Here is a 16,562-nt window from a genome sequence, read left to right as displayed (position 1 = left end):
ATCGTGGAGCCGTCCAGGCGGGAGCTGCCCCCATGACCACCAGCGCGCACCCTTCCCGAAGACACGTCCTCGCCGCCGGTGCCGCGGGCACGGTCACGGCCTCCCTCGGGTCCGGCGCCGCCCACGCCGCCGACCTGCCCCTCCTCGGTACGTACGACGTCGTGGTCGTCGGCTCGGGCGCCGCCGGCATGACCGCCGCCCTCACGGCCGCGAGGCAGGGCCTGAGCTGTGTGGTGCTGGAGAAGGCACCCGCCTTCGGCGGATCCGCCGCCCGGTCCGGTGCCGGGATCTGGATCCCCAACAACTCCGTGCTGCTCGCCGCGGGTGTGCCGGACACGCCCGCCAAGGCCGCGGCCTATCTCGCCGCCGTCGTCGGCCCGGACGTGCCCGAGGACCGGCAGCGGGCCTTCCTCGCCCATGGCCCGGCGATGCTCTCCTTCGTCATGGCGAGCAGCCCCCTGCGCTTCCGCTGGATGGAGGGGTACAGCGACTACTACCCGGAGCTGCCCGGGGGCCTGCCGAACGGCCGCTCCGTCGAACCCGACCAGCTCGACGGCAACCTCCTGGGCGCCGAACTGGCGCATCTGAACCCGCCGTACATGGATGTGCCCGCCGGCATGGTCGTCTTCAGCGCCGACTACAAGTGGCTGGCCCTGGCCGCGGTGAACGTCAAGGGCGCGGCGGTGGCCGCGGAGTGTCTCGCGCGGGGCACGGCGGCGGCCCTGCGCGGGGAGAAGCCGCTGACCATGGGGCAGTCGCTGGCGGCCGGGCTGCGGCTGGGACTGCGCTCGGCGGGGGTGCCCGTGTGGCTCGGCACACCGCTGACCGACCTGTATGTCGAGGGCGGTGCCGTGAGCGGAGCGGTCGTCACCCGCAACGGCGCTCCCGGCCTGGTCCGCGCCCGCCGTGGCGTCATCGTCGGCTCGGGCGGCTTCGAGCACAACGCGGCGATGCGGGCGCGGTACCAGCGCCAGCCCATCGGCACGGACTGGACGGTCGGCGCGAAGGAGAACACCGGCGACGGCATCCGGGCCGGGCAGCGTCTCGGTGCCGCCCTCGGCCTCATGGACGACGCCTGGTGGGGCCCGGCGATCCCGGTCCCCGGCGAGCCGTACTTCTGCCTGGCCGAACGCACCCTCCCCGGCGGCCTGCTGATCGACGCCGGCGGCACCCGCTTCGTCAACGAGGCCGCGCCCTACAGCGACGTGGTGCACACCATGTACGACGTCAACGACACCGACCCCGCCATCCCGTCCTGGCTGATCGTCGACCAGCACTACCGCAACCGCTACCTCTTCAAGGACGTCCTGCCGACCCTGCCGCTGCCCGCCGACTGGTACGACTCGGGCGCCGCGCACAAGGCCTGGACCCTGGACGTGCTCGCGCGCTCGATCGGCGTCCCCGGGGCGGCCCTGCGTACCACGATCGACCGCTTCAACTCGCAGGCCCTGAGAGGGAAGGACCCCGACTTCCACCGGGGCGACAGCGCCTACGACCACTACTACACGGACCCGTCCGTGCTGCCCAACTCCTGTCTGGCGCCGCTCTGGCTGCCCCCGTACCACGCCTTCCGTATCGTCCCCGGCGACCTCGGCACCAAGGGCGGCCTCCTCACCGACGCCCGCGCCCGGGTACTGCGGGAGGACGGCTCGGTCATCCGGGGTCTGTACGCGGCGGGCAACGCGAGCGCGGCCGTCATGGGGCACAGCTACGCGGGCGCGGGCTCGACGATCGGCCCGGCGATGACCTTCGGGTACATCGCGGCGAAGGACATCGCCGGGAGCCTGTAGAGGGGGCTATGCGGGCTTTCTGACGATCAGGAACGCCTGCTGCGACGTCTCGTCGAGGGCCGGATCGGGTTCGCGGACGGTCCGGGAGACGAGGGTGAAACCGGCCGCCGTCAGCAGCTCGGCGATGTGCTCGGGCCGTCGTCGCTGGAAGGTCAGCGCGACCGGGTGGCCGAAGGGCCGGTCGTGGTGCCGGTGTTCGTCGCCGGCCTGGAAGGCGACGAGCAGCGGTGCGCCCGGGGCCAGCACCCGGTGGAACTCGGCGAAGAGGGCGGGCAGCCGGTCCACGGGTGTGTGGATGGAGGAGTAGAAGGACAGCGCGCCCGCCAGCGTCCCGTCGGGCAGGTCGAGCTCCAGCATCGAGCCCTGCTCGAACCGCAGCCCCGGGTTCTCACGGCGGGCGATCGCGAGCATCGACTCCGACAGGTCGACCCCGAACACGGGCAGGCCCAGCGCGGCGAGGCGCGCGGTCGTGCGGCCCGGCCCGCATCCCAGGTCCGCCACCGGCCCGTCCCCGACGACGAGTTCGGCGAACACCGCCAGAATCGCCCGCTCCAGGGGCCTGCCGGTGAGCTCGTCCTGGAAGAGCGCCGCGTAGTCCTCGGCGATCGCGTCGTAGAAGGTGCGGGTTGCGGTCAGGAAGTCAGCGTCGGTCATGGCCGGGGACCCTAGCGAAGGGCACTGACAGGGGCGTTGACCTGGGGCGAACCCGCGGAACCCACGGCCTACTCGGCGCCCCGCTCCCCGCCCCCGTCCCCGCCGCGTGTCCCGCCGGCCCCGGTCGCGCTGCCGACAGCGACACCCAGGCACAGGCCCAGGGCGAGCCCGAGGGCCAGATTGTCGAAGACGGTCAGTCCGAACACCAGACCGACGGCCGTGCCGAGGGCCAGGCCGACGGACAGGCCGGTCGCCAGTTTGTTGTCGGCGGAGGGCCCGCCCTCTTCCCCGTGGCTGTTCTCGTCACCGCTGGTCATCCGGCGATCCTCCCACGCGGTCCTCAGGACAGCCCCGCCGCCCGCAGCAGCGCGGTGGCCGCGGCGGCCCCCAGCACCACCACCGGGAACGGCGCCGGCTTCGACCAGACCCTCCGCTTCCCCCGGCCGAGAGGCACCCCCATCGCCAGCACGCCCCCGACCAGCACCCCGGCCGGCCGCGCCCACCCCGAGAAGCCGCCGCCCTCCGTCAGCGCCCCCGTCGCGAGCAGCGCCACCAGCAGCACGACGGCCGCGGCCGACAGCAACTCCTGCACCCGTGCCGGGAGTTCCACCCGTCCGTGCAGCGCCGGGCCGACGAGCCGGAAGGCGTACGTCCCCACCGCCAGTACCAGGATCACGGCGACCGTGGCGTTCACGCCGCCGACTCCTTACGGCCGTACCGGACCAGCCCCGCGAGGGCCAGCAGAACCGGTACCCCCGCGGGGACGGCCGGTGTCACCGCCAGCGCCAGCGCGGCGCCGAGCAGCGCGCACCGGCGGACGCGGGCGTCCGTGCGCAGGGTGGGCAGGACCAGCGCGACCAGGACGGCGGGGAAGGCGGCGTCGAGGCCGTACTTCGCCGTGTCGCCGAGCGCGGTTCCGGCCAGCGCACCGGCCAGGACGCCGGTGTTCCAGGCGGCGAACAGACCGAGCCCGTTCACCCAGAAGGCCGCCCGGCGCCGTACGGGATCGGACTGGGCGAGCGTGAAGGCCACCGTCTCGTCGGTGACGAGGTGGGCGCCGAGGAGGCGGGCGGGCCGACTGCGGCCGCCGAGGACGTCGGCGACGGCGAGGCTGAAGGCGGCCGTACGGGTGTTCAGCAGCAGCCCGGTGGCCGCCGCGGCGAGCGGCCCGCCCCCGGCCAGCAGCACGCCGACCGCGCTGAACTGCGCCGAGCCGGCGTACACGATCAGCGACATCGCCACCGGCACCCAGACCGGCAGTCCGCCGGCCACCGAGATCGCGCCGAAGGAGACGCCGACGACACCGCTCGCCAGCCAGACCAGCGCACTGTCGCGCACCAGAGGTGCCATCATCGGTGTTCGGAGTAGCGAACGCATGTTTCCCAGAATGAACAGATTGATGGCTGTTCGTCAAGCCGAACGAACGTACCTGTAGAGCGAACGACGGGAAGTGAACCGGATGAGCGAGCCCCTGACGTGGATCGCCGTAGCCCTGCGCCGCGAGCGCACCCGGGCCGGGCTGTCGCTGTCGGAGCTGGCCAAGCGGGCGGGGATCGCGAAGTCCACGCTGTCCCAGCTGGAGGCGGGTGGCGGGAACCCGAGTGTGGAGACGCTGTGGGCGCTGGGGGTCGCGCTCGGTGTGCCGTTCAGTGTGCTCGTGGAACCGCCGGCGCCGGCCGTACAGGTGATCCGCGCGGGTGAAGGGCCCACCGTCGCCTCGGAGCGGGCGGACTTCGTGGCCACCCTGCTCTCCGCCAGTCCGCCCGGCGCCCGCCGGGACATCTACCAGCTGCGCGCGGAACCGGGCACGCCCCGCGAGTCGGAGCCGCACATTCCGGGGTCCGTGGAGCACCTGATCGTCAGCACGGGACGGGTGAAGGCGGGCCCGCGGGGCGACGAGGTCGAACTCGGGCCCGGCGACTACCTGTCGTACCGCGGAGACGTGCCGCACTCCTACGAGGCGCTCGCGCCCGGGACGACGTTCTTGCTGGTCATGCAGCACATTTAGGGACTGCAAAGGCAGGAGCCCCGCTGCCTGACGGCGCGGGGCTCCTTGGGTACTGCTCTCAGGTCCGGATCAGAGACGCGTGTCTCAGATGGCGGTGACGTTCTCCGCCTGCGGGCCCTTCGGGCCCTGCGTGACGTCGAAGCTCACCTGCTGGTTCTCTTCGAGCGAACGGAAGCCGTTCGCGTTGATCGCGGAGTAGTGGACGAAGACGTCGGGGCCGCCGCCCTCCTGGGCGATGAAACCAAAGCCCTTTTCGGCGTTGAACCACTTCACGGTTCCGGTAGCCATAAGCCCTCCTTGGGCCCAAAGGGTTGCCCTGCTCCAGAACCTGCAAGTGTGAAAACTGATGCCCGCACATCTGCATACGTCTGAAAACGACTAGAGCCCGCGGTTACATGCTCCGCAGGCTCTGTACTGCAAGGGAAACCAAACTGCAACTTGCGGCGAGCCTAGCACGCGGGCAGGCGAAAGCAATAGAGGTCAAGATCACGTCACTCGGACGTTTGAAGGCCCGTTTCATGTTGACGGGACCGAAGCCCGTAGCGGTGACGGTGCGAATCCGACACTCGGGTGACGGGCGGCTGTGACGAGGGTGTCACGACCCTGAAGGCTGCACGCTACCTCATGGGGTCTAGTCTCGCGATGTGGACAATTCTCGCACTCGGCCGCGCGTAGGCCACATCCAGTTCCTGAACTGCCTGCCCCTTTACTGGGGGCTCGCGAGAACGGGCACCCTGCTCGACTTCGAGCTGACCAAGGACACGCCGGAGAAGCTGAGCGAGCGGCTGGTGCGGGGCGACCTCGACATCGGGCCGATCACCCTCGTCGAGTTCCTGCGCAACGCCGACGACCTGGTCGCCTTTCCCGACATCGCCGTCGGCTGCGACGGCCCGGTGATGTCCTGTGTGATCGTCTCGCAGGTCCCGCTGGACGAACTGGACGGCGCCCGCGTCGCCCTCGGCTCGACCTCGCGCACCTCGGTCCGGCTGGCCCAGCTGCTGCTCGCCGAGCGCTACGGCGTCCAGCCCGACTACTACACCTGCCCGCCCGACCTCAGCCTGATGATGCAGGAGGCGGAGGCCGCCGTGCTCATCGGGGACGCGGCGCTGCGGGCGAACCTGCTGGACGGGCCCCGCTACGGCCTCGAGGTGCACGACCTCGGCGCGCTGTGGAAGGAGTGGACCGGTCTGCCCTTCGTGTTCGCCGTCTGGGCGGCGCGCCGGGACTATCTGGAGCGCGAACCGGTCATCACCCGCCAGGTCCATGAGGCGTTCCTCGACTCCCGCAACCTCTCCCTGGTGGAGGTGAGCAAGGTAGCCGAGCAGGCGGCTCGCTGGGAGGCGTTCGACGAGCGGGTCCTGGAGCGGTACTTCACCACCCTCGATTTCCGGTTCGGCGGCCCGCAGCTGGCGGCGGTCGCGGAGTTCGCGCGAAGGGTGGGGCCGACCACGGGATTTCCGGCGGATGTGAAGGTGGATCTGCTGCAGCCGTAAAGCGCACGCTGATTGCGCACTAATCTGCTGACGGTTCCTACGGGGGAGGAGTGGACGCGGATGCAGCCGCTCGGAGTTGACGAGCCCACGGTCGTCGGGCCGTACCGGCTGCTCGGCCGGCTCGGTTCGGGCGGCATGGGGCGGGTGTACCTGGGGCGCAGCGCGGGCGGCCGCACGGTCGCCGTGAAGATCGTGCATCCGCACTTCGCCCTGGACGAGGAGTTCCGCGCCCGCTTCCGCCGCGAGGTGGAGGCGGCCCGCCGGGTGGGCGGCGCGTGGACGGCACCCGTCCTCGACGCCGATCCGGAGGCACCGGTGCCGTGGGTGGCCACGGCGTATGCGGCGGGTCCGTCGCTGACGTCCGCGGTCGCGGACTCGGGCGCGCTGCCGCCCCATTCGGTACGAGCGCTCGGAGCGGGCCTCGCGGAGGCGCTGGCGGCCGTGCACGAACTGGGCCTGGTGCACCGGGACGTGAAGCCGTCGAACGTCCTGCTGACCCTGGACGGCCCTCTGCTCATCGACTTCGGCATCGCCCGCGCCATGGACGGCACCGCGTCCCTGACCTCGACCGGCGTCTCGATCGGCTCCCCGGGCTACATGTCGCCCGAGCAGATCCTCGGCAAGGGAGCCACGGGAGCGGCGGACGTGTTCTCGCTGGGTGCCGTGCTGGCGTACGCGGCGACCGGGGAGCCGCCGTTCTCCGGGGACTCGTCGGCGGCACTTCTGTACAAGGTCGTCCATGAGGAGCCCGAACTCGACGCGCTGGACGGCGAGTTGCGCGAGCTGGTGGCGGCCTGCCTGGTGAAGCAGCCGGGCGCCCGGCCCGCACCGGGTGAGGTGGCCCGGCGACTGGCTCCGCAGGGTGCGGCCCGTCTGGTCGCGGGCGGCTGGCTGCCCGGGCCGCTGGTCGAGCAGGTCAGCCGCGGTGCCGTGCGCCTGCTGAATCTGGAGGCCGGGGACGACGTCTCGTCGGGGCCGGTGCGATTCGACCTGCCCTCGGTGGGGGCGGTGGACACGACGGCCGGCGGTGAGGCGGCCGGCCGGGCGACGGTGGGGGAGTTCGGCCCGCCGCCGGTGATGGGGGGTCCCGCCACGCCGACGTCGACGCCGCCCGCCGCCACGCCGATGCCGGTGACTCCCGCGCCGATGTCGACGCCGCCCGCTGCCATGTCGACGCCCCCCGCCGCCATGCCCGCTCCGCCCTCGGCCCCACCTTCGTCACCTGCGGGCACGCCCGCGGCCGTGCCCGGACCGCGTGACGCCCCGACCCCGCAGGACGCCGTCCCCGCCTCCGAGCGGCCGCCCGGGAAGTTCGCCGTCTCCGTCGCGGCGGCCTCGACGCCGGGGGAGGGCGGCCGTGGGCGCAGGATGAGCTGCACGGTGGCGCTGGCCGTCGCCGGCGCGCTGGCGGCCGTGACCGTGGGGTCGGTGTTCGTGTTCGAGCTGCTGCCCGGCGGGGAGAGGGACTCCGCGAGCGGGGATTCCGGAGCCGCCTCGTCCCAGGCGCCCCAGCAGTCCGCCGATCCGGCCGGGGACGCCGTACCCGCTCGCTACCTCGGCACCTGGGAGGGCAAGGCCACCGTCCTGGACGGTGCCCTGTCCGCCGGCACCTTCCGGCTCACCGTGCACAAGGCCGACGTCGGCGACGAGGTGGGCACCCTCCGGCAGACCGATCTGCTCGGCGGTGTCTGCAACGACGTACTGACCCTGAAGAAGGCCTCGGCCAAGGAGCTCGTCGTGACGTCGGTGGGCCGCAAGGGCAACCACGCCGGCTGCAACCCGACCCCGCACACCGTACGGATCGCCCCGGCCGGCGACGACCTGGTGTACCGGTCGGAGAGCGACGACGAGGGTAATCCCGAGGCGCGGTTGTCGAAGGTCCAGCGGTGACGGGCCCCTGGGAGTGAGCACGCTCGCCGTGGTCGTCGTCGCCGCGCTCTGGGGTCTCGCCGCGGGCCTCCTCCTGCCCCGGGCCGCCTACCGGTTCTCCGCGCCGGACGAGGAGGGGTGGCGGGAGCACTGCCCCGGCGGGCATCCGATACCGGGATGGCTCGGCCGGGCCCGGTGCGCGCGGTGCGAGGCGGACACCTCGTACGGCTCCGGTACCGCCGCGCTCGCCACCGCCACCGCCCTGGTCTGCGCCGCCCTCGCCGCCGCCACCGGCACCCGCCCCGAACTGGGCGTCTGGCTGCTGCTGGCACCGCTCGGCGTGCTGCTCACGGTGGTCGACCTCCGGGTACGACGGTTGCCCAATCCGCTGACGCTCTCCCTCGCCGGTGCCACGCTCGGGCTGCTCGGCCTGGTCGCCCTCGTCCCCGAGCACGCCGGCGACTGGCCGACTGCCGTGTGGGGCGCGCTCGCGCTGGGCGCCGGGTACTACGCGCTGCACCTGATCAACCCCGGCGGCATGGGCTTCGGCGATGTGAAGCTCGCCTTCGGTGTCGGGGCGGCGCTCGGCTGGTACGGGTGGCCGACGGTGATGCTCGGGACGTTCGCCGGGTTCCTGTTCGGGGCGCTGTACGGCTGGGGGCTCGTCGCGCTGCGGCGGGCCGGACGCAAGTCGGCGATCGCGTTCGGTCCGTTCCTGCTCGGCGGGGCATTCGCAGGACTGCTGATCGGGGCCTACGCGGCCTGACGTCGGTCCGCGGAACCGGCTGGCGTACGCTGGTTCGGTCCGCTGCCCACAAGGTGGATCAGTCCACAACCCTTGACGAAAGGGACGCCCCGGTGACCGAGAAGGCCGACCTTCAGTCCGTCCTCGACCGTGCCGCCGCGGGTGGGCGCATCACACCCGAAGAGGCGCTGGACCTGTACCGCGACGCCCCGCTGCACGCGCTGGGCGCCGCCGCCGACGCCGTACGCCGCCGCCGTTACGCGGGCACCGAGCACATCGCGACGTACATCATCGAGCGCAACATCAACTACACGAACGTGTGCGTCACGGCGTGCAAGTTCTGCGCCTTCTACGCCGCCCCCAAGGACACGGCCAAGGGCTGGACCCGCGACCTGGACGACATCCTGCGGCGCTGCGCGGAGACCGTCGAACTCGGCGGCACCCAGATCATGTTCCAGGGCGGACACCACCCGGACTTCGGCGTCGAGTACTACGAGAAGCACTTCGCGGCCATCAAGAAGGACTTCCCGCAGCTCGTCATCCACAGCCTGGGGGCCAGCGAGGTCGAGCACATGGCCCGGATCTCCGGTGTGTCGGTCGAGGAGGCCATCACCCGGATCCACGAGGCCGGCCTCGACTCCTTCGCGGGCGCCGGCGCCGAGCTGCTCCCGGCCCGTCCCCGCAAGGCCATCGCGCCCCTGAAGGAGAGCGGTGAGCGCTGGCTGGAGATCATGGAGGCCGCGCACCGGCTGGGCGTGGAGTCCACCTCGACCATGCTGATGGGCACCGGCGAGACCAACGCCGAGCGCATCGAGCACCTGCGGATGATCCGTGACGTACAGGACCGGACGGGTGGCTTCCGCGCCTTCATCCCGTACACCTACCAGCCCGAGAACAACCACCTGAAGGGCCGTACGCAGGCCACGCTCTTCGAGTACCTGCGGATGATCGCCATCGCGCGCCTGTTCATGGACAACATCGCCCACATCCAGGGCTCCTGGCTGACCACCGGCAAGGAGATCGGCCAGCTCTCGCTGCACTACGGCGCGGACGACCTCGGCTCGATCATGCTGGAGGAGAACGTCGTCTCCTCGGCCGGAGCCAAGCACCGTTCCAACCGGATGGAGATCATCGACCTCATCCGTAAGGCGGGCCGGGTGCCGGCGCAGCGCGCCACGACGTACGAGCACCTGGTCGTGCACGACGACCCGGCGAACGACCCGGTCGACGAGCGGGTCATGTCCCACATCTCGTCCACGGCGATCGCGGGTGGCACGGCCCACCCCGAGCTGAAGATCCTCGCCTCCAACTGACGTACTCGTGCTGACGATCCACGCGGACTCCAGGGGGCGGGCGCTCGCCGTCAGGGGCGCGTGGATCGCCGACGCCGGGCAGGTGGGGGACCTGGTCGCGGCTCATCCGGGGGCCCGAGTGCGTGAGTGGCCGGGCATCCTCACACCCGGCCTGATCAACCTCCACGGCAACGAGCTGCTGGAGGAGGCCTATCACCCCGATCCGCGCGAGGCCGACGAGCTGGGCACCGAGCCGCTGACCGGCGACGCGCTGGCGGCCCTCGCCATGGACGACGCCCGCTGGGGCGCGAGCGCCCGGCGCGGGGTGCAGCGGATGCTGGCGCACGGCACGGTCCGCGTGGCCTGCGAGGACCTGACCAACCGCGCGGTGCGCGACGCCGTGCACCGATCGGGCCTGGCGGTCATGGGCAGGATCGGCCGCCCGGGCGGAACACCCGCGCTCGACCCGTACGCCGCAGGGATTACGGTGGAGTTCGCCGAGCCGAGGGAGCGTGACTCGGCGGCCAGGTTCGCGGTGTTCGACGTACACGACGAGACCGAGCTGGCAGAGCGAGGGGCGTCGACGTGCGTGGCGACGGTGGTGGACGGCCGGTTGGTGTATCGGAGACGGTGAGGGGCTGCCGCCCCGGGCTCACCCCGAAAAGGCCTCCGCGAACGCCCCGTCCTCCTGATCCACACCACTGCATGTGGTCAGCGCGTCGTCCTCGGAGCCCTCACCACACTGCTGGTCCCGGAACGTCGCCCACATGGAGACCCACCCGATCCCCTTCTCGTCGGCGAACTTCCGCACCTGCGTAGCGTCATCCAGCGTGAACGTCTCGTTGTCGACGTCATTCGTACCGAGCATCGACGTCAACGCCATCGCTTTCCACGTGGCAGCGTCCGACGTACCGAAAATGTCCGTCAGCTGAGAATGCGCGGCCTTCGCCGAAGTGATCGCGTAGCCCCCCATGTCACCGTCATAGGACTCGCCGTAATTCATCGTCATGATGTTCACGGTGGAGACCTGAACGTCGTGCTCATTGGCGGACTGCAGCAGCGCCACACTGCCGTCGTCCAGCCCGGACGGCATCACCGGCAGCGTGAACGAGACCTCCACATCGCCGCGCTCCTTCTGGAGAAGGGCTATCGCCTCCGACCGCAGGTCCACCGAGTCGGAGTCGGTCAACTCGTCGCCCTCGATGTCGAAGTCGGCCTGCGAGGAACCCGCCGCGTCCAGCGCCTTCCCGTACGCCCGCGCCAGTTCGGAGGCGCTGTCGCAGCTCGCCGCCAGCTCCTTGCCGGAAGCCCCGCCGAAGGAGACGCGGACGGTGCCGCCGTCCTGAGTGAGCCCGGAGACACGGGACTTCACGGCGGAGTCGGAGAGGGCGGTGGTGCCGTTCCACTTCGGCGTGCAGTCGCTGCCGTCCGAGATGACGAAGGCCAGGTTGTACGTCACCGGAGAGCCGGCGGAGTCATGGGCGGAGGCCTCGGTGGCGCTGACGTAGGGGGCGTACGACGTGCTCTTCGCAGTGGATTCGGAGCCCGTGGAACACCCCGTGAGGACGAGTACGAACACGCAGGTGAGCCCGGCCGCCGATTTCCCTGAGTACGTATGCATGCCGGCAAATCTCTCATCCTTTCCCGGCCGTCACCGAAAACTCTCAGGCAAAGGACAGAATCAGTCGTTTCTCATATGCGTCTCACATGGAGAGCGAGTTCGGGGCACATAAAGGTTCCCTAGCGTGCGGGGAATGCAATCCGAGAACGCCACCGACATCCGTGCGGACATGCGTGGCCGGCGCCGCAGGCGCGGCAGGGCAGCCGCGGCGGGGCCCGTGTTCGTCGACAACTCCGGGCGCCGCTCCAAGCTGCTGCGGCGCATCGGCATCCTGCTCGGCGTCGCCTGCCTCGGTTACGCGGTGGTGCTGGGCATGGCCTTCATGGGCGTAGGCACCTCGCTCAACCCGTCCCAGCTGCTGCCGTTCGCGAACGGACAGGGCGGCCCCGGCGGGACGGGCCCGGGCGACCAGCCCCAGGGCGGCATCGGTAACCCGGTCTCCCCGCCCAGCGGCACCCCGTCGGCGCCGCCCTCGGGCGCCCCCACCCCATCCGTGTCCGCGGACACGTCCACCGACACGTCCGCCAACTGACCGGAGCGCAGCCCCACTCATGACCACGACGACGCCCTCACGACGCCGCCGTCGCGCCCCCACCCGCATGGAGCGGGTGGCCGGCAAGGCCGCGGCCCTGCAAAGGCCCCGGGTGATCCTCGCCGCGCTGCTGCTGCTCGCACTGACCAGCGTCATGCTGCTCGACGGCTATCTGCGCGCCGAGGTCGGCGGCGACCAGCGGGTGCGCACCGGGGCCAGCGCCGGCAAGGTGCCCGACAAGGTTCTCGACGGCGGTCCGATCCTCACCTTCCGGGGTGGTCAGGCCACCACCGTCTCCGTGCCGGACAAGACGATCGCGCTCACGTTCGACGACGGCCCGAACCCCACCTGGACGCCGCAGGTCCTGGCGATCCTGAAGAAGTACGACATCCCCGCCACGTTCTTCGTGGTCGGCTCGATGGTCTCGCGCTATCCGTCGATCGTCGCGGACATGGTCGACGAGGGAAACGAGGTGGGCATCCACACCTTCACCCATGTCGACCTCTCCTACCAGAGCGACGCCCGCGTCAACCGCGAGATGCAGCAGACACAGCTCGCGCTGGCGGGCGCGGCCGGCATCACGACGACGCTGTTCCGGGCGCCGTACTCGTCGGAGACGGACGCCATCGACAACTACAGCTGGCCCGTCTACAAGAAGCTCGGCGAGGACGGCTACACCAGCGTCTTCGTCGACACCGACAGCGACGACTGGAAGCGGCCGGGCGTCTCGAAGATCGTCAAGTGGGCCACTCCGGAAGACGGTGAGGGCGCGTCCGTCCTCTTCCACGACGCGGGTGGCGAGCGCTCGCAGACGATCAAGGCGCTGCCGACGTACATCGAGAAGATGAAGGCGAAGGGGTACACCTTCACCACGATCAGCGGCGCCATGCGGAAGGAGGGGGAGGCGAGCGGTCGGGCACAGACGGGTCAGGGCGGTCCGAACGGGCAGGTCGGCGCTGTCGGCGCGGCCGACGTCGGGTCCGGGACCTCGAACCTCCAGGCCGCCCACCGTACGGCCACCGGCGCGACCCTCTACGAGGGCAAGGCCCTGATCGGGGCGGTGGCCGTCGCCGAATGGACGGTGCCGGTGCTGTCGGTCGGCCTCCTCGTCGTCGGCGTCGCCGTCATGGGCCGCTTCGGCCTGATGCTGATCCTCGCCCGCCGCCACTACCGGCAGCGCAACAGACGCCGCTTCACCTGGGGACCGCCGGTGTACCGACCGGTGAGCGTGATCGTCCCGGCGTACAACGAGAAGGAGTGCATCGCCAACACCCTTCAGTCGCTGGCCAAGAGCACCCATCCGATCGAGATCATCGTGGTCGACGACGGCTCGACGGACGGCACGTCCGAGATCGCCCGCAACGCGGCCGTGGAACTCGGCATGACCAACGTCCGCGTCATCCGCCAGGAGAACTCCGGCAAGCCCGCCGCGCTCAACAACGGTGTGCGCAGCGCCCGTTACGACATCGTCGTGATGATGGACGGCGACACGGTCTTCGAGCCGGACACCGTACGGCAGCTCGTGCAGCCCTTCGCCGACCCCGAGGTCGGAGCGGTCGCCGGCAACGCCAAGGTCGGCAACCGCAACACGATCATCGGCGCCTGGCAGCACATCGAGTACGTGATGGGCTTCAACCTCGACCGGCGCATGTACGACCTGCTGCGCTGCATGCCGACGATTCCCGGAGCGATCGGAGCGTTCCGGCGGGAAGCGGTGTTGCAGGTGGGCGGCATGAGCGAGGACACCCTCGCCGAGGACACCGACATCACCATCGCCATGCACCGCGCCGGGTGGCGGGTCGTCTACCAGGAGCACGCGCGCGCGTGGACCGAGGCGCCCGGTTCGCTCAAGCAGCTGTGGTCGCAGCGCTACCGGTGGTCGTACGGCACCATGCAGGCGCTGTGGAAGCACCGCAAGTCGCTGACGGACAAGGGTCCTTCGGGGCGCTTCGGCCGGGTCGGTATGCCGCTCGTCGTGGTCTTCCAGATCGTCACGCCGGTCTTCGCCCCGCTGATCGACGTCTTCACCGTCTACTCGATGATCTTCGTCGACTTCACGGCGGCCCTGCTGGCCTGGCTCGCGGTGCTGGCGGTGCAGCTGCTGTGCGCGGCGTACGCCTTCCGCCTGGACCGCGAGAAGTACCGCTACCTGCTGATGATGCCGCTCCAGCAACTCGCCTACCGCCAGATGATGTACCTCGTCCTCATCCACTCCTGCATCACGGCCATGACGGGCGGCCGGCTGCGCTGGCAGAAGCTGAAGCGCACGGGTGAGGTCGGGACGCCGGCGGGGGCGGGCCGATGAGCTGGGAGCGGCAGCCGGGGCATCAGCAGGGGTACGGTCAGTGGTACGGGTACTCGGGTTACACGCATCAGCCGCCCATGCCGGTGGTGCCGCGGGAACCGGTGCCCCCCGCAGCCGCCGAGGCGGAGGAGGAGAAGCCTCCGCCTCGGCTCCCGGGCCGTGACCGCTACTTCGACACCCTCCGCGCCGTCGCCCTGATCCGCGTCGTCACCTACCACACCTTCGGCTGGGCCTGGGCAGGCATGGTCTTCCCCTCGATGGGGATCATGTTCGCCCTGGCCGGCACCCTCATGGCGAAGTCCCTGGAGCGCCCCGCGCTGACGGTGGTGCGCAGCCGGATGCGCCGACTGCTGCCACCGTTCTGGTTCTGGGGCTTCTTCGTGGTCGGGGCGATGCTGATCCACGACTGGATGCCGGGCCGGCAGATCGTCTACTGGATCGTGCCGCTGGGCGACCCGCCGGGCAACGCCTGGGCCGAGCAGGCCTGGGAGATCCTCTGGTACCTGCGGACGTACCTGTGGTTCGTCCTGCTCTCACCGCTGCTGCTACGGGTGTTCCGCCTGGCCCCGGTGCCGGTACTGCTGCTCTCCCTGGCCCCGATCGTCGTCTTCCGATTCGCCTGGCAGCCCCCGGACAATCGCCTCGGCAGCGCGCTGACCGACCTGGCCACCTTCCTGTTCTGCTGGATCCTCGGCTTCGCGCACCGCGACGGGGTGCCGGCCCGGCTGAGGCCGTTCGCCGTGGCCGTCCTGTCGCTCGCCGCGATCGGCTTCGGCGGCTGGTACGCCTTCACGCACCAGGCCGGGACGGGCTCGTACGACCTGGACGACATCCCGCTCGCCCAGGCTTTCTGGTCGGCGGGGTATGTGACGCTCCTGATGTGGGCGAAGTCGTACTTCGGGATCGACTTCGCGTGGCTGACCCGCTTCCGGCGGACCGACCGCATCGTCACGATCTTCAACTCCCGTGCGGTGACGATCTACCTCTGGCACGAGATCGCCCTGATCCTCGCCGTCCCGCTGATCGACCAATTCTGGAACGTGCCCGCGTTCGAGAGGTACCTGCCGCTGGAGAGCCAGTGGTTCCTGTTCGGCATCGGCTGGATCCTGATCGCCGTCTTCGTGCTGCTGTGCGGGTGGGTGGAGGACGTGGCCGGGAAGAAGAAGCCGACGCTTCTGCCGGGGGGAGGCCGTGCTGCGGCTCCGTGCGGCCGTACTGCCACAATGGGCCAGTGACCCGCGCATCCCTGGACAAGCAGCCGCACGAAGTCGCCTCGATGTTCGACAACGTGGCGGAACGGTACGACCTGACCAACGACGTGCTGTCGCTCGGCCAGGACCGCAGATGGCGCAGGGAGGTCGCGAAGGCCGTCGACGCCCGCCCGGCGCAGAAGATCCTCGACCTCGCCGCCGGCACGGCCACCTCCTCGCTGCCCTTCGCACAGACCGGTGCCTATGTCGTCCCGTGCGACTTCTCGCTCGGGATGCTCCAGGTCGGCAAGCGCAAGCACACCTGGCTGCCGTTCACCGCGGGGGACGCGACGAGGCTGCCGTTCAAGGACGACACCTTCGACGCCGTGACGATCTCCTTCGGGCTGCGCAACGTCCAGGACTTCGACGCCGCGCTGCGCGAGATGTACCGGGTGACCAGGCCCGGCGGCAGGGTCGTGATCTGCGAGTTCTCGCACCCGACCTGGGCGCCGTTCCGCACCGTCTACACCGAGTACCTGATGCGCGCCCTGCCCCCGGTCGCGCGCTCGGTGTCCTCGAACCCCGACGCGTACGTCTACCTCGCCGAGTCCATCCGCGCCTGGCCCGACCAGCCCGCCCTGGCGGAGCGCCTGCGCAAGGCCGGCTGGTCGAAGGTGGCGTGGCGGAACCTGACGGGCGGGGTGGTGGCCCTGCACCGGGGCTTCAAGCAGAGCTGACCACGGGGTAGGTGTCCTCTCCGGGCTCGTCCAGCTCGCGTTGCAGTCCACCCGAGGGCGGTCGCGGTATCCGTGGCTCGCGGATGCCTCCGCCGCCCTCGCCCTCGCCGAAGTCGAACCAGATGTAGACCATCGAGTCCCGCGGCACCTCGGCTCCGGGCTGGGGATACTGGCGTACGACGTAGTCGACGACGGTGAGATGGAAGTCCGGCCGGTCCGGGGCGTTGAGGAGAAGGCCGTGCGACTTCGCTGCCTCGCGCGCGTCCATGGCCATCAGTCCGACGAGTTTCGGAACTCGCACCTCGGGCGTTTTGGGTGTTATGCGC

At 70.7% G+C, this 16,562-nt stretch carries 18 protein-coding genes; 11 read left to right on the top strand and 7 right to left on the bottom strand.

Annotation, left to right across the window (positions count from 1 at the left end):
* Nucleotides 1–32 precede the first annotated feature (32 nt).
* Nucleotides 33–1,790 (top strand): 3-oxosteroid 1-dehydrogenase, encoded by a 1,758-nt coding sequence (gene kstD, locus ACFPQ9_RS17615; RefSeq protein WP_380853728.1) that lies wholly within the window; start codon nucleotides 33–35, stop codon nucleotides 1,788–1,790.
* A gap of 6 nt (nucleotides 1,791–1,796) precedes the next feature.
* Here the strand turns inward: kstD and ACFPQ9_RS17610 are convergent, their stop codons facing one another.
* The 4 genes from ACFPQ9_RS17610 to ACFPQ9_RS17595 all read right to left on the bottom strand — a co-directional run bounded on the left by ACFPQ9_RS17610 (nucleotide 1,797) and on the right by ACFPQ9_RS17595 (nucleotide 3,821).
* Nucleotides 1,797–2,444 carry a class I SAM-dependent DNA methyltransferase gene (locus tag ACFPQ9_RS17610; RefSeq protein WP_380853726.1) on the bottom strand — a complete coding sequence of 216 codons (648 nt, stop codon included), beginning with the start codon at nucleotides 2,442–2,444 and terminating at the stop codon, nucleotides 1,797–1,799.
* A gap of 68 nt (nucleotides 2,445–2,512) precedes the next feature.
* A complete protein-coding gene (locus tag ACFPQ9_RS17605; protein ID WP_380853724.1) occupies nucleotides 2,513–2,761 on the bottom strand; it encodes a glycine zipper domain-containing protein in 249 nt (82 codons plus the stop codon).
* A gap of 23 nt (nucleotides 2,762–2,784) precedes the next feature.
* Nucleotides 2,785–3,138, bottom strand: coding sequence for an AzlD domain-containing protein (locus ACFPQ9_RS17600; protein ID WP_380853722.1), 354 nt, complete (start codon nucleotides 3,136–3,138; stop codon nucleotides 2,785–2,787).
* Complete coding sequence (locus tag ACFPQ9_RS17595; protein WP_380853720.1) at nucleotides 3,135–3,821, bottom strand: AzlC family ABC transporter permease; 687 nt, start codon at nucleotides 3,819–3,821, stop codon at nucleotides 3,135–3,137. Before ACFPQ9_RS17595 ends, ACFPQ9_RS17600 begins: the two co-directional genes overlap by 4 nt.
* 82 nt (nucleotides 3,822–3,903) lie before the next feature.
* Here ACFPQ9_RS17595 and ACFPQ9_RS17590 point away from each other — a divergent pair, with 82 nt between their 5' ends.
* A complete protein-coding gene (locus ACFPQ9_RS17590; RefSeq protein ID WP_380853718.1) occupies nucleotides 3,904–4,452 on the top strand; it encodes a helix-turn-helix domain-containing protein in 549 nt (182 codons plus the stop codon).
* Nucleotides 4,453–4,536: 84 nt separating this feature from the next.
* On the opposite strand, the gene ACFPQ9_RS17585 is transcribed toward ACFPQ9_RS17590, so the two are convergent.
* A complete protein-coding gene (locus tag ACFPQ9_RS17585; RefSeq protein WP_043442843.1) occupies nucleotides 4,537–4,740 on the bottom strand; it encodes a cold-shock protein in 204 nt (67 codons plus the stop codon).
* Between the two features lie 356 nt (nucleotides 4,741–5,096).
* Between ACFPQ9_RS17585 and ACFPQ9_RS17580 the strand changes: the two genes are divergently transcribed.
* From ACFPQ9_RS17580 to ACFPQ9_RS17560, 5 genes are all read left to right on the top strand, one after another.
* Complete coding sequence (locus tag ACFPQ9_RS17580; RefSeq protein WP_380853716.1) at nucleotides 5,097–5,945, top strand: menaquinone biosynthetic enzyme MqnA/MqnD family protein; 849 nt, start codon at nucleotides 5,097–5,099, stop codon at nucleotides 5,943–5,945.
* Between the two features lie 60 nt (nucleotides 5,946–6,005).
* Nucleotides 6,006–7,835: a serine/threonine-protein kinase gene (locus ACFPQ9_RS17575; protein WP_380853714.1), complete on the top strand. Its 1,830-nt coding sequence runs from the start codon at nucleotides 6,006–6,008 to the stop codon at nucleotides 7,833–7,835.
* 13 nt (nucleotides 7,836–7,848) lie between these two features.
* On the top strand, nucleotides 7,849–8,580 hold the full coding sequence (locus tag ACFPQ9_RS17570) for a prepilin peptidase (protein ID WP_380853712.1): 732 nt from the start codon (nucleotides 7,849–7,851) through the stop codon (nucleotides 8,578–8,580).
* 92 nt (nucleotides 8,581–8,672) lie between these two features.
* Nucleotides 8,673–9,872 (top strand): cyclic dehypoxanthinyl futalosine synthase, encoded by a 1,200-nt coding sequence (gene mqnC / locus ACFPQ9_RS17565; RefSeq protein ID WP_380853710.1) that lies wholly within the window; start codon nucleotides 8,673–8,675, stop codon nucleotides 9,870–9,872.
* A 7-nt stretch (nucleotides 9,873–9,879) separates the two neighbouring features.
* Nucleotides 9,880–10,485, top strand: a complete 606-nt coding sequence (locus ACFPQ9_RS17560) for a hypothetical protein (RefSeq protein WP_380853708.1) — start codon at nucleotides 9,880–9,882, stop codon at nucleotides 10,483–10,485.
* 18 nt (nucleotides 10,486–10,503) lie between these two features.
* Here ACFPQ9_RS17560 and ACFPQ9_RS17555 read toward each other — a convergent pair whose 3' ends face one another.
* Nucleotides 10,504–11,472: a chitinase gene (locus tag ACFPQ9_RS17555; protein WP_380853706.1), complete on the bottom strand. Its 969-nt coding sequence runs from the start codon at nucleotides 11,470–11,472 to the stop codon at nucleotides 10,504–10,506.
* Nucleotides 11,473–11,605: 133 nt separating this feature from the next.
* Between ACFPQ9_RS17555 and ACFPQ9_RS17550 the strand changes: the two genes are divergently transcribed.
* Genes ACFPQ9_RS17550 through ACFPQ9_RS17535 form a run of 4 tightly spaced genes read left to right on the top strand, consistent with a single transcriptional unit; the run spans nucleotide 11,606 to nucleotide 16,236 of the window.
* The gene (locus ACFPQ9_RS17550; protein WP_380853704.1) at nucleotides 11,606–12,004 is read left to right on the top strand and encodes a hypothetical protein; all 399 of its coding nucleotides are present in this window, start codon (nucleotides 11,606–11,608) and stop codon (nucleotides 12,002–12,004) included.
* 19 nt (nucleotides 12,005–12,023) lie between these two features.
* Entirely contained in the window at nucleotides 12,024–14,309 is a 2,286-nt protein-coding gene (locus ACFPQ9_RS17545) for a bifunctional polysaccharide deacetylase/glycosyltransferase family 2 protein (RefSeq protein ID WP_380853702.1), read from the top strand.
* Nucleotides 14,306–15,544 (top strand): acyltransferase family protein, encoded by a 1,239-nt coding sequence (locus tag ACFPQ9_RS17540; RefSeq protein WP_380853700.1) that lies wholly within the window; start codon nucleotides 14,306–14,308, stop codon nucleotides 15,542–15,544. The genes ACFPQ9_RS17545 and ACFPQ9_RS17540 overlap by 4 nt, the downstream gene beginning before the upstream one ends.
* A complete protein-coding gene (locus ACFPQ9_RS17535; RefSeq protein WP_380853698.1) occupies nucleotides 15,541–16,236 on the top strand; it encodes a demethylmenaquinone methyltransferase in 696 nt (231 codons plus the stop codon). The genes ACFPQ9_RS17540 and ACFPQ9_RS17535 overlap by 4 nt, the downstream gene beginning before the upstream one ends.
* Here ACFPQ9_RS17535 and ACFPQ9_RS17530 read toward each other — a convergent pair.
* Nucleotides 16,223–16,537: a PASTA domain-containing protein gene (locus tag ACFPQ9_RS17530; RefSeq protein WP_380853696.1), complete on the bottom strand. Its 315-nt coding sequence runs from the start codon at nucleotides 16,535–16,537 to the stop codon at nucleotides 16,223–16,225. The two genes, ACFPQ9_RS17535 and ACFPQ9_RS17530, sit on opposite strands and share 14 nt — an antisense overlap.
* Nucleotides 16,538–16,562: the final 25 nt, after the last annotated feature.

The organism is Streptomyces coerulescens (assembly GCF_042657965.1).
Taxonomy (GTDB): Bacteria; Actinomycetota; Actinomycetes; order Streptomycetales; family Streptomycetaceae; genus Streptomyces; species Streptomyces coerulescens.
This window is presented reverse-complemented; position numbering and strand designations above follow the sequence as displayed.

What these genes read in the sequence shown, in the direction of transcription:
- kstD (WP_380853728.1), top strand. Translation starts at nt 33, where the DNA reads ATGACCACCAGCGCGCACCCTTCCCGAAGACACGTCCTCGCCGCCGGT.
- ACFPQ9_RS17610 (WP_380853726.1), bottom strand. Translation starts at nt 2,444, where the DNA reads ATGACCGACGCTGACTTCCTGACCGCAACCCGCACCTTCTACGACGCG.
- ACFPQ9_RS17605 (WP_380853724.1), bottom strand. Translation starts at nt 2,761, where the DNA reads ATGACCAGCGGTGACGAGAACAGCCACGGGGAAGAGGGCGGGCCCTCC.
- ACFPQ9_RS17595 (WP_380853720.1), bottom strand. Translation starts at nt 3,821, where the DNA reads ATGCGTTCGCTACTCCGAACACCGATGATGGCACCTCTGGTGCGCGAC.
- ACFPQ9_RS17590 (WP_380853718.1), top strand. Translation starts at nt 3,904, where the DNA reads ATGAGCGAGCCCCTGACGTGGATCGCCGTAGCCCTGCGCCGCGAGCGC.
- ACFPQ9_RS17585 (WP_043442843.1), bottom strand. Translation starts at nt 4,740, where the DNA reads ATGGCTACCGGAACCGTGAAGTGGTTCAACGCCGAAAAGGGCTTTGGT.
- ACFPQ9_RS17575 (WP_380853714.1), top strand. Translation starts at nt 6,006, where the DNA reads ATGCAGCCGCTCGGAGTTGACGAGCCCACGGTCGTCGGGCCGTACCGG.
- ACFPQ9_RS17555 (WP_380853706.1), bottom strand. Translation starts at nt 11,472, where the DNA reads ATGCATACGTACTCAGGGAAATCGGCGGCCGGGCTCACCTGCGTGTTC.
- ACFPQ9_RS17550 (WP_380853704.1), top strand. Translation starts at nt 11,606, where the DNA reads ATGCAATCCGAGAACGCCACCGACATCCGTGCGGACATGCGTGGCCGG.
- ACFPQ9_RS17545 (WP_380853702.1), top strand. Translation starts at nt 12,024, where the DNA reads ATGACCACGACGACGCCCTCACGACGCCGCCGTCGCGCCCCCACCCGC.
- ACFPQ9_RS17540 (WP_380853700.1), top strand. Translation starts at nt 14,306, where the DNA reads ATGAGCTGGGAGCGGCAGCCGGGGCATCAGCAGGGGTACGGTCAGTGG.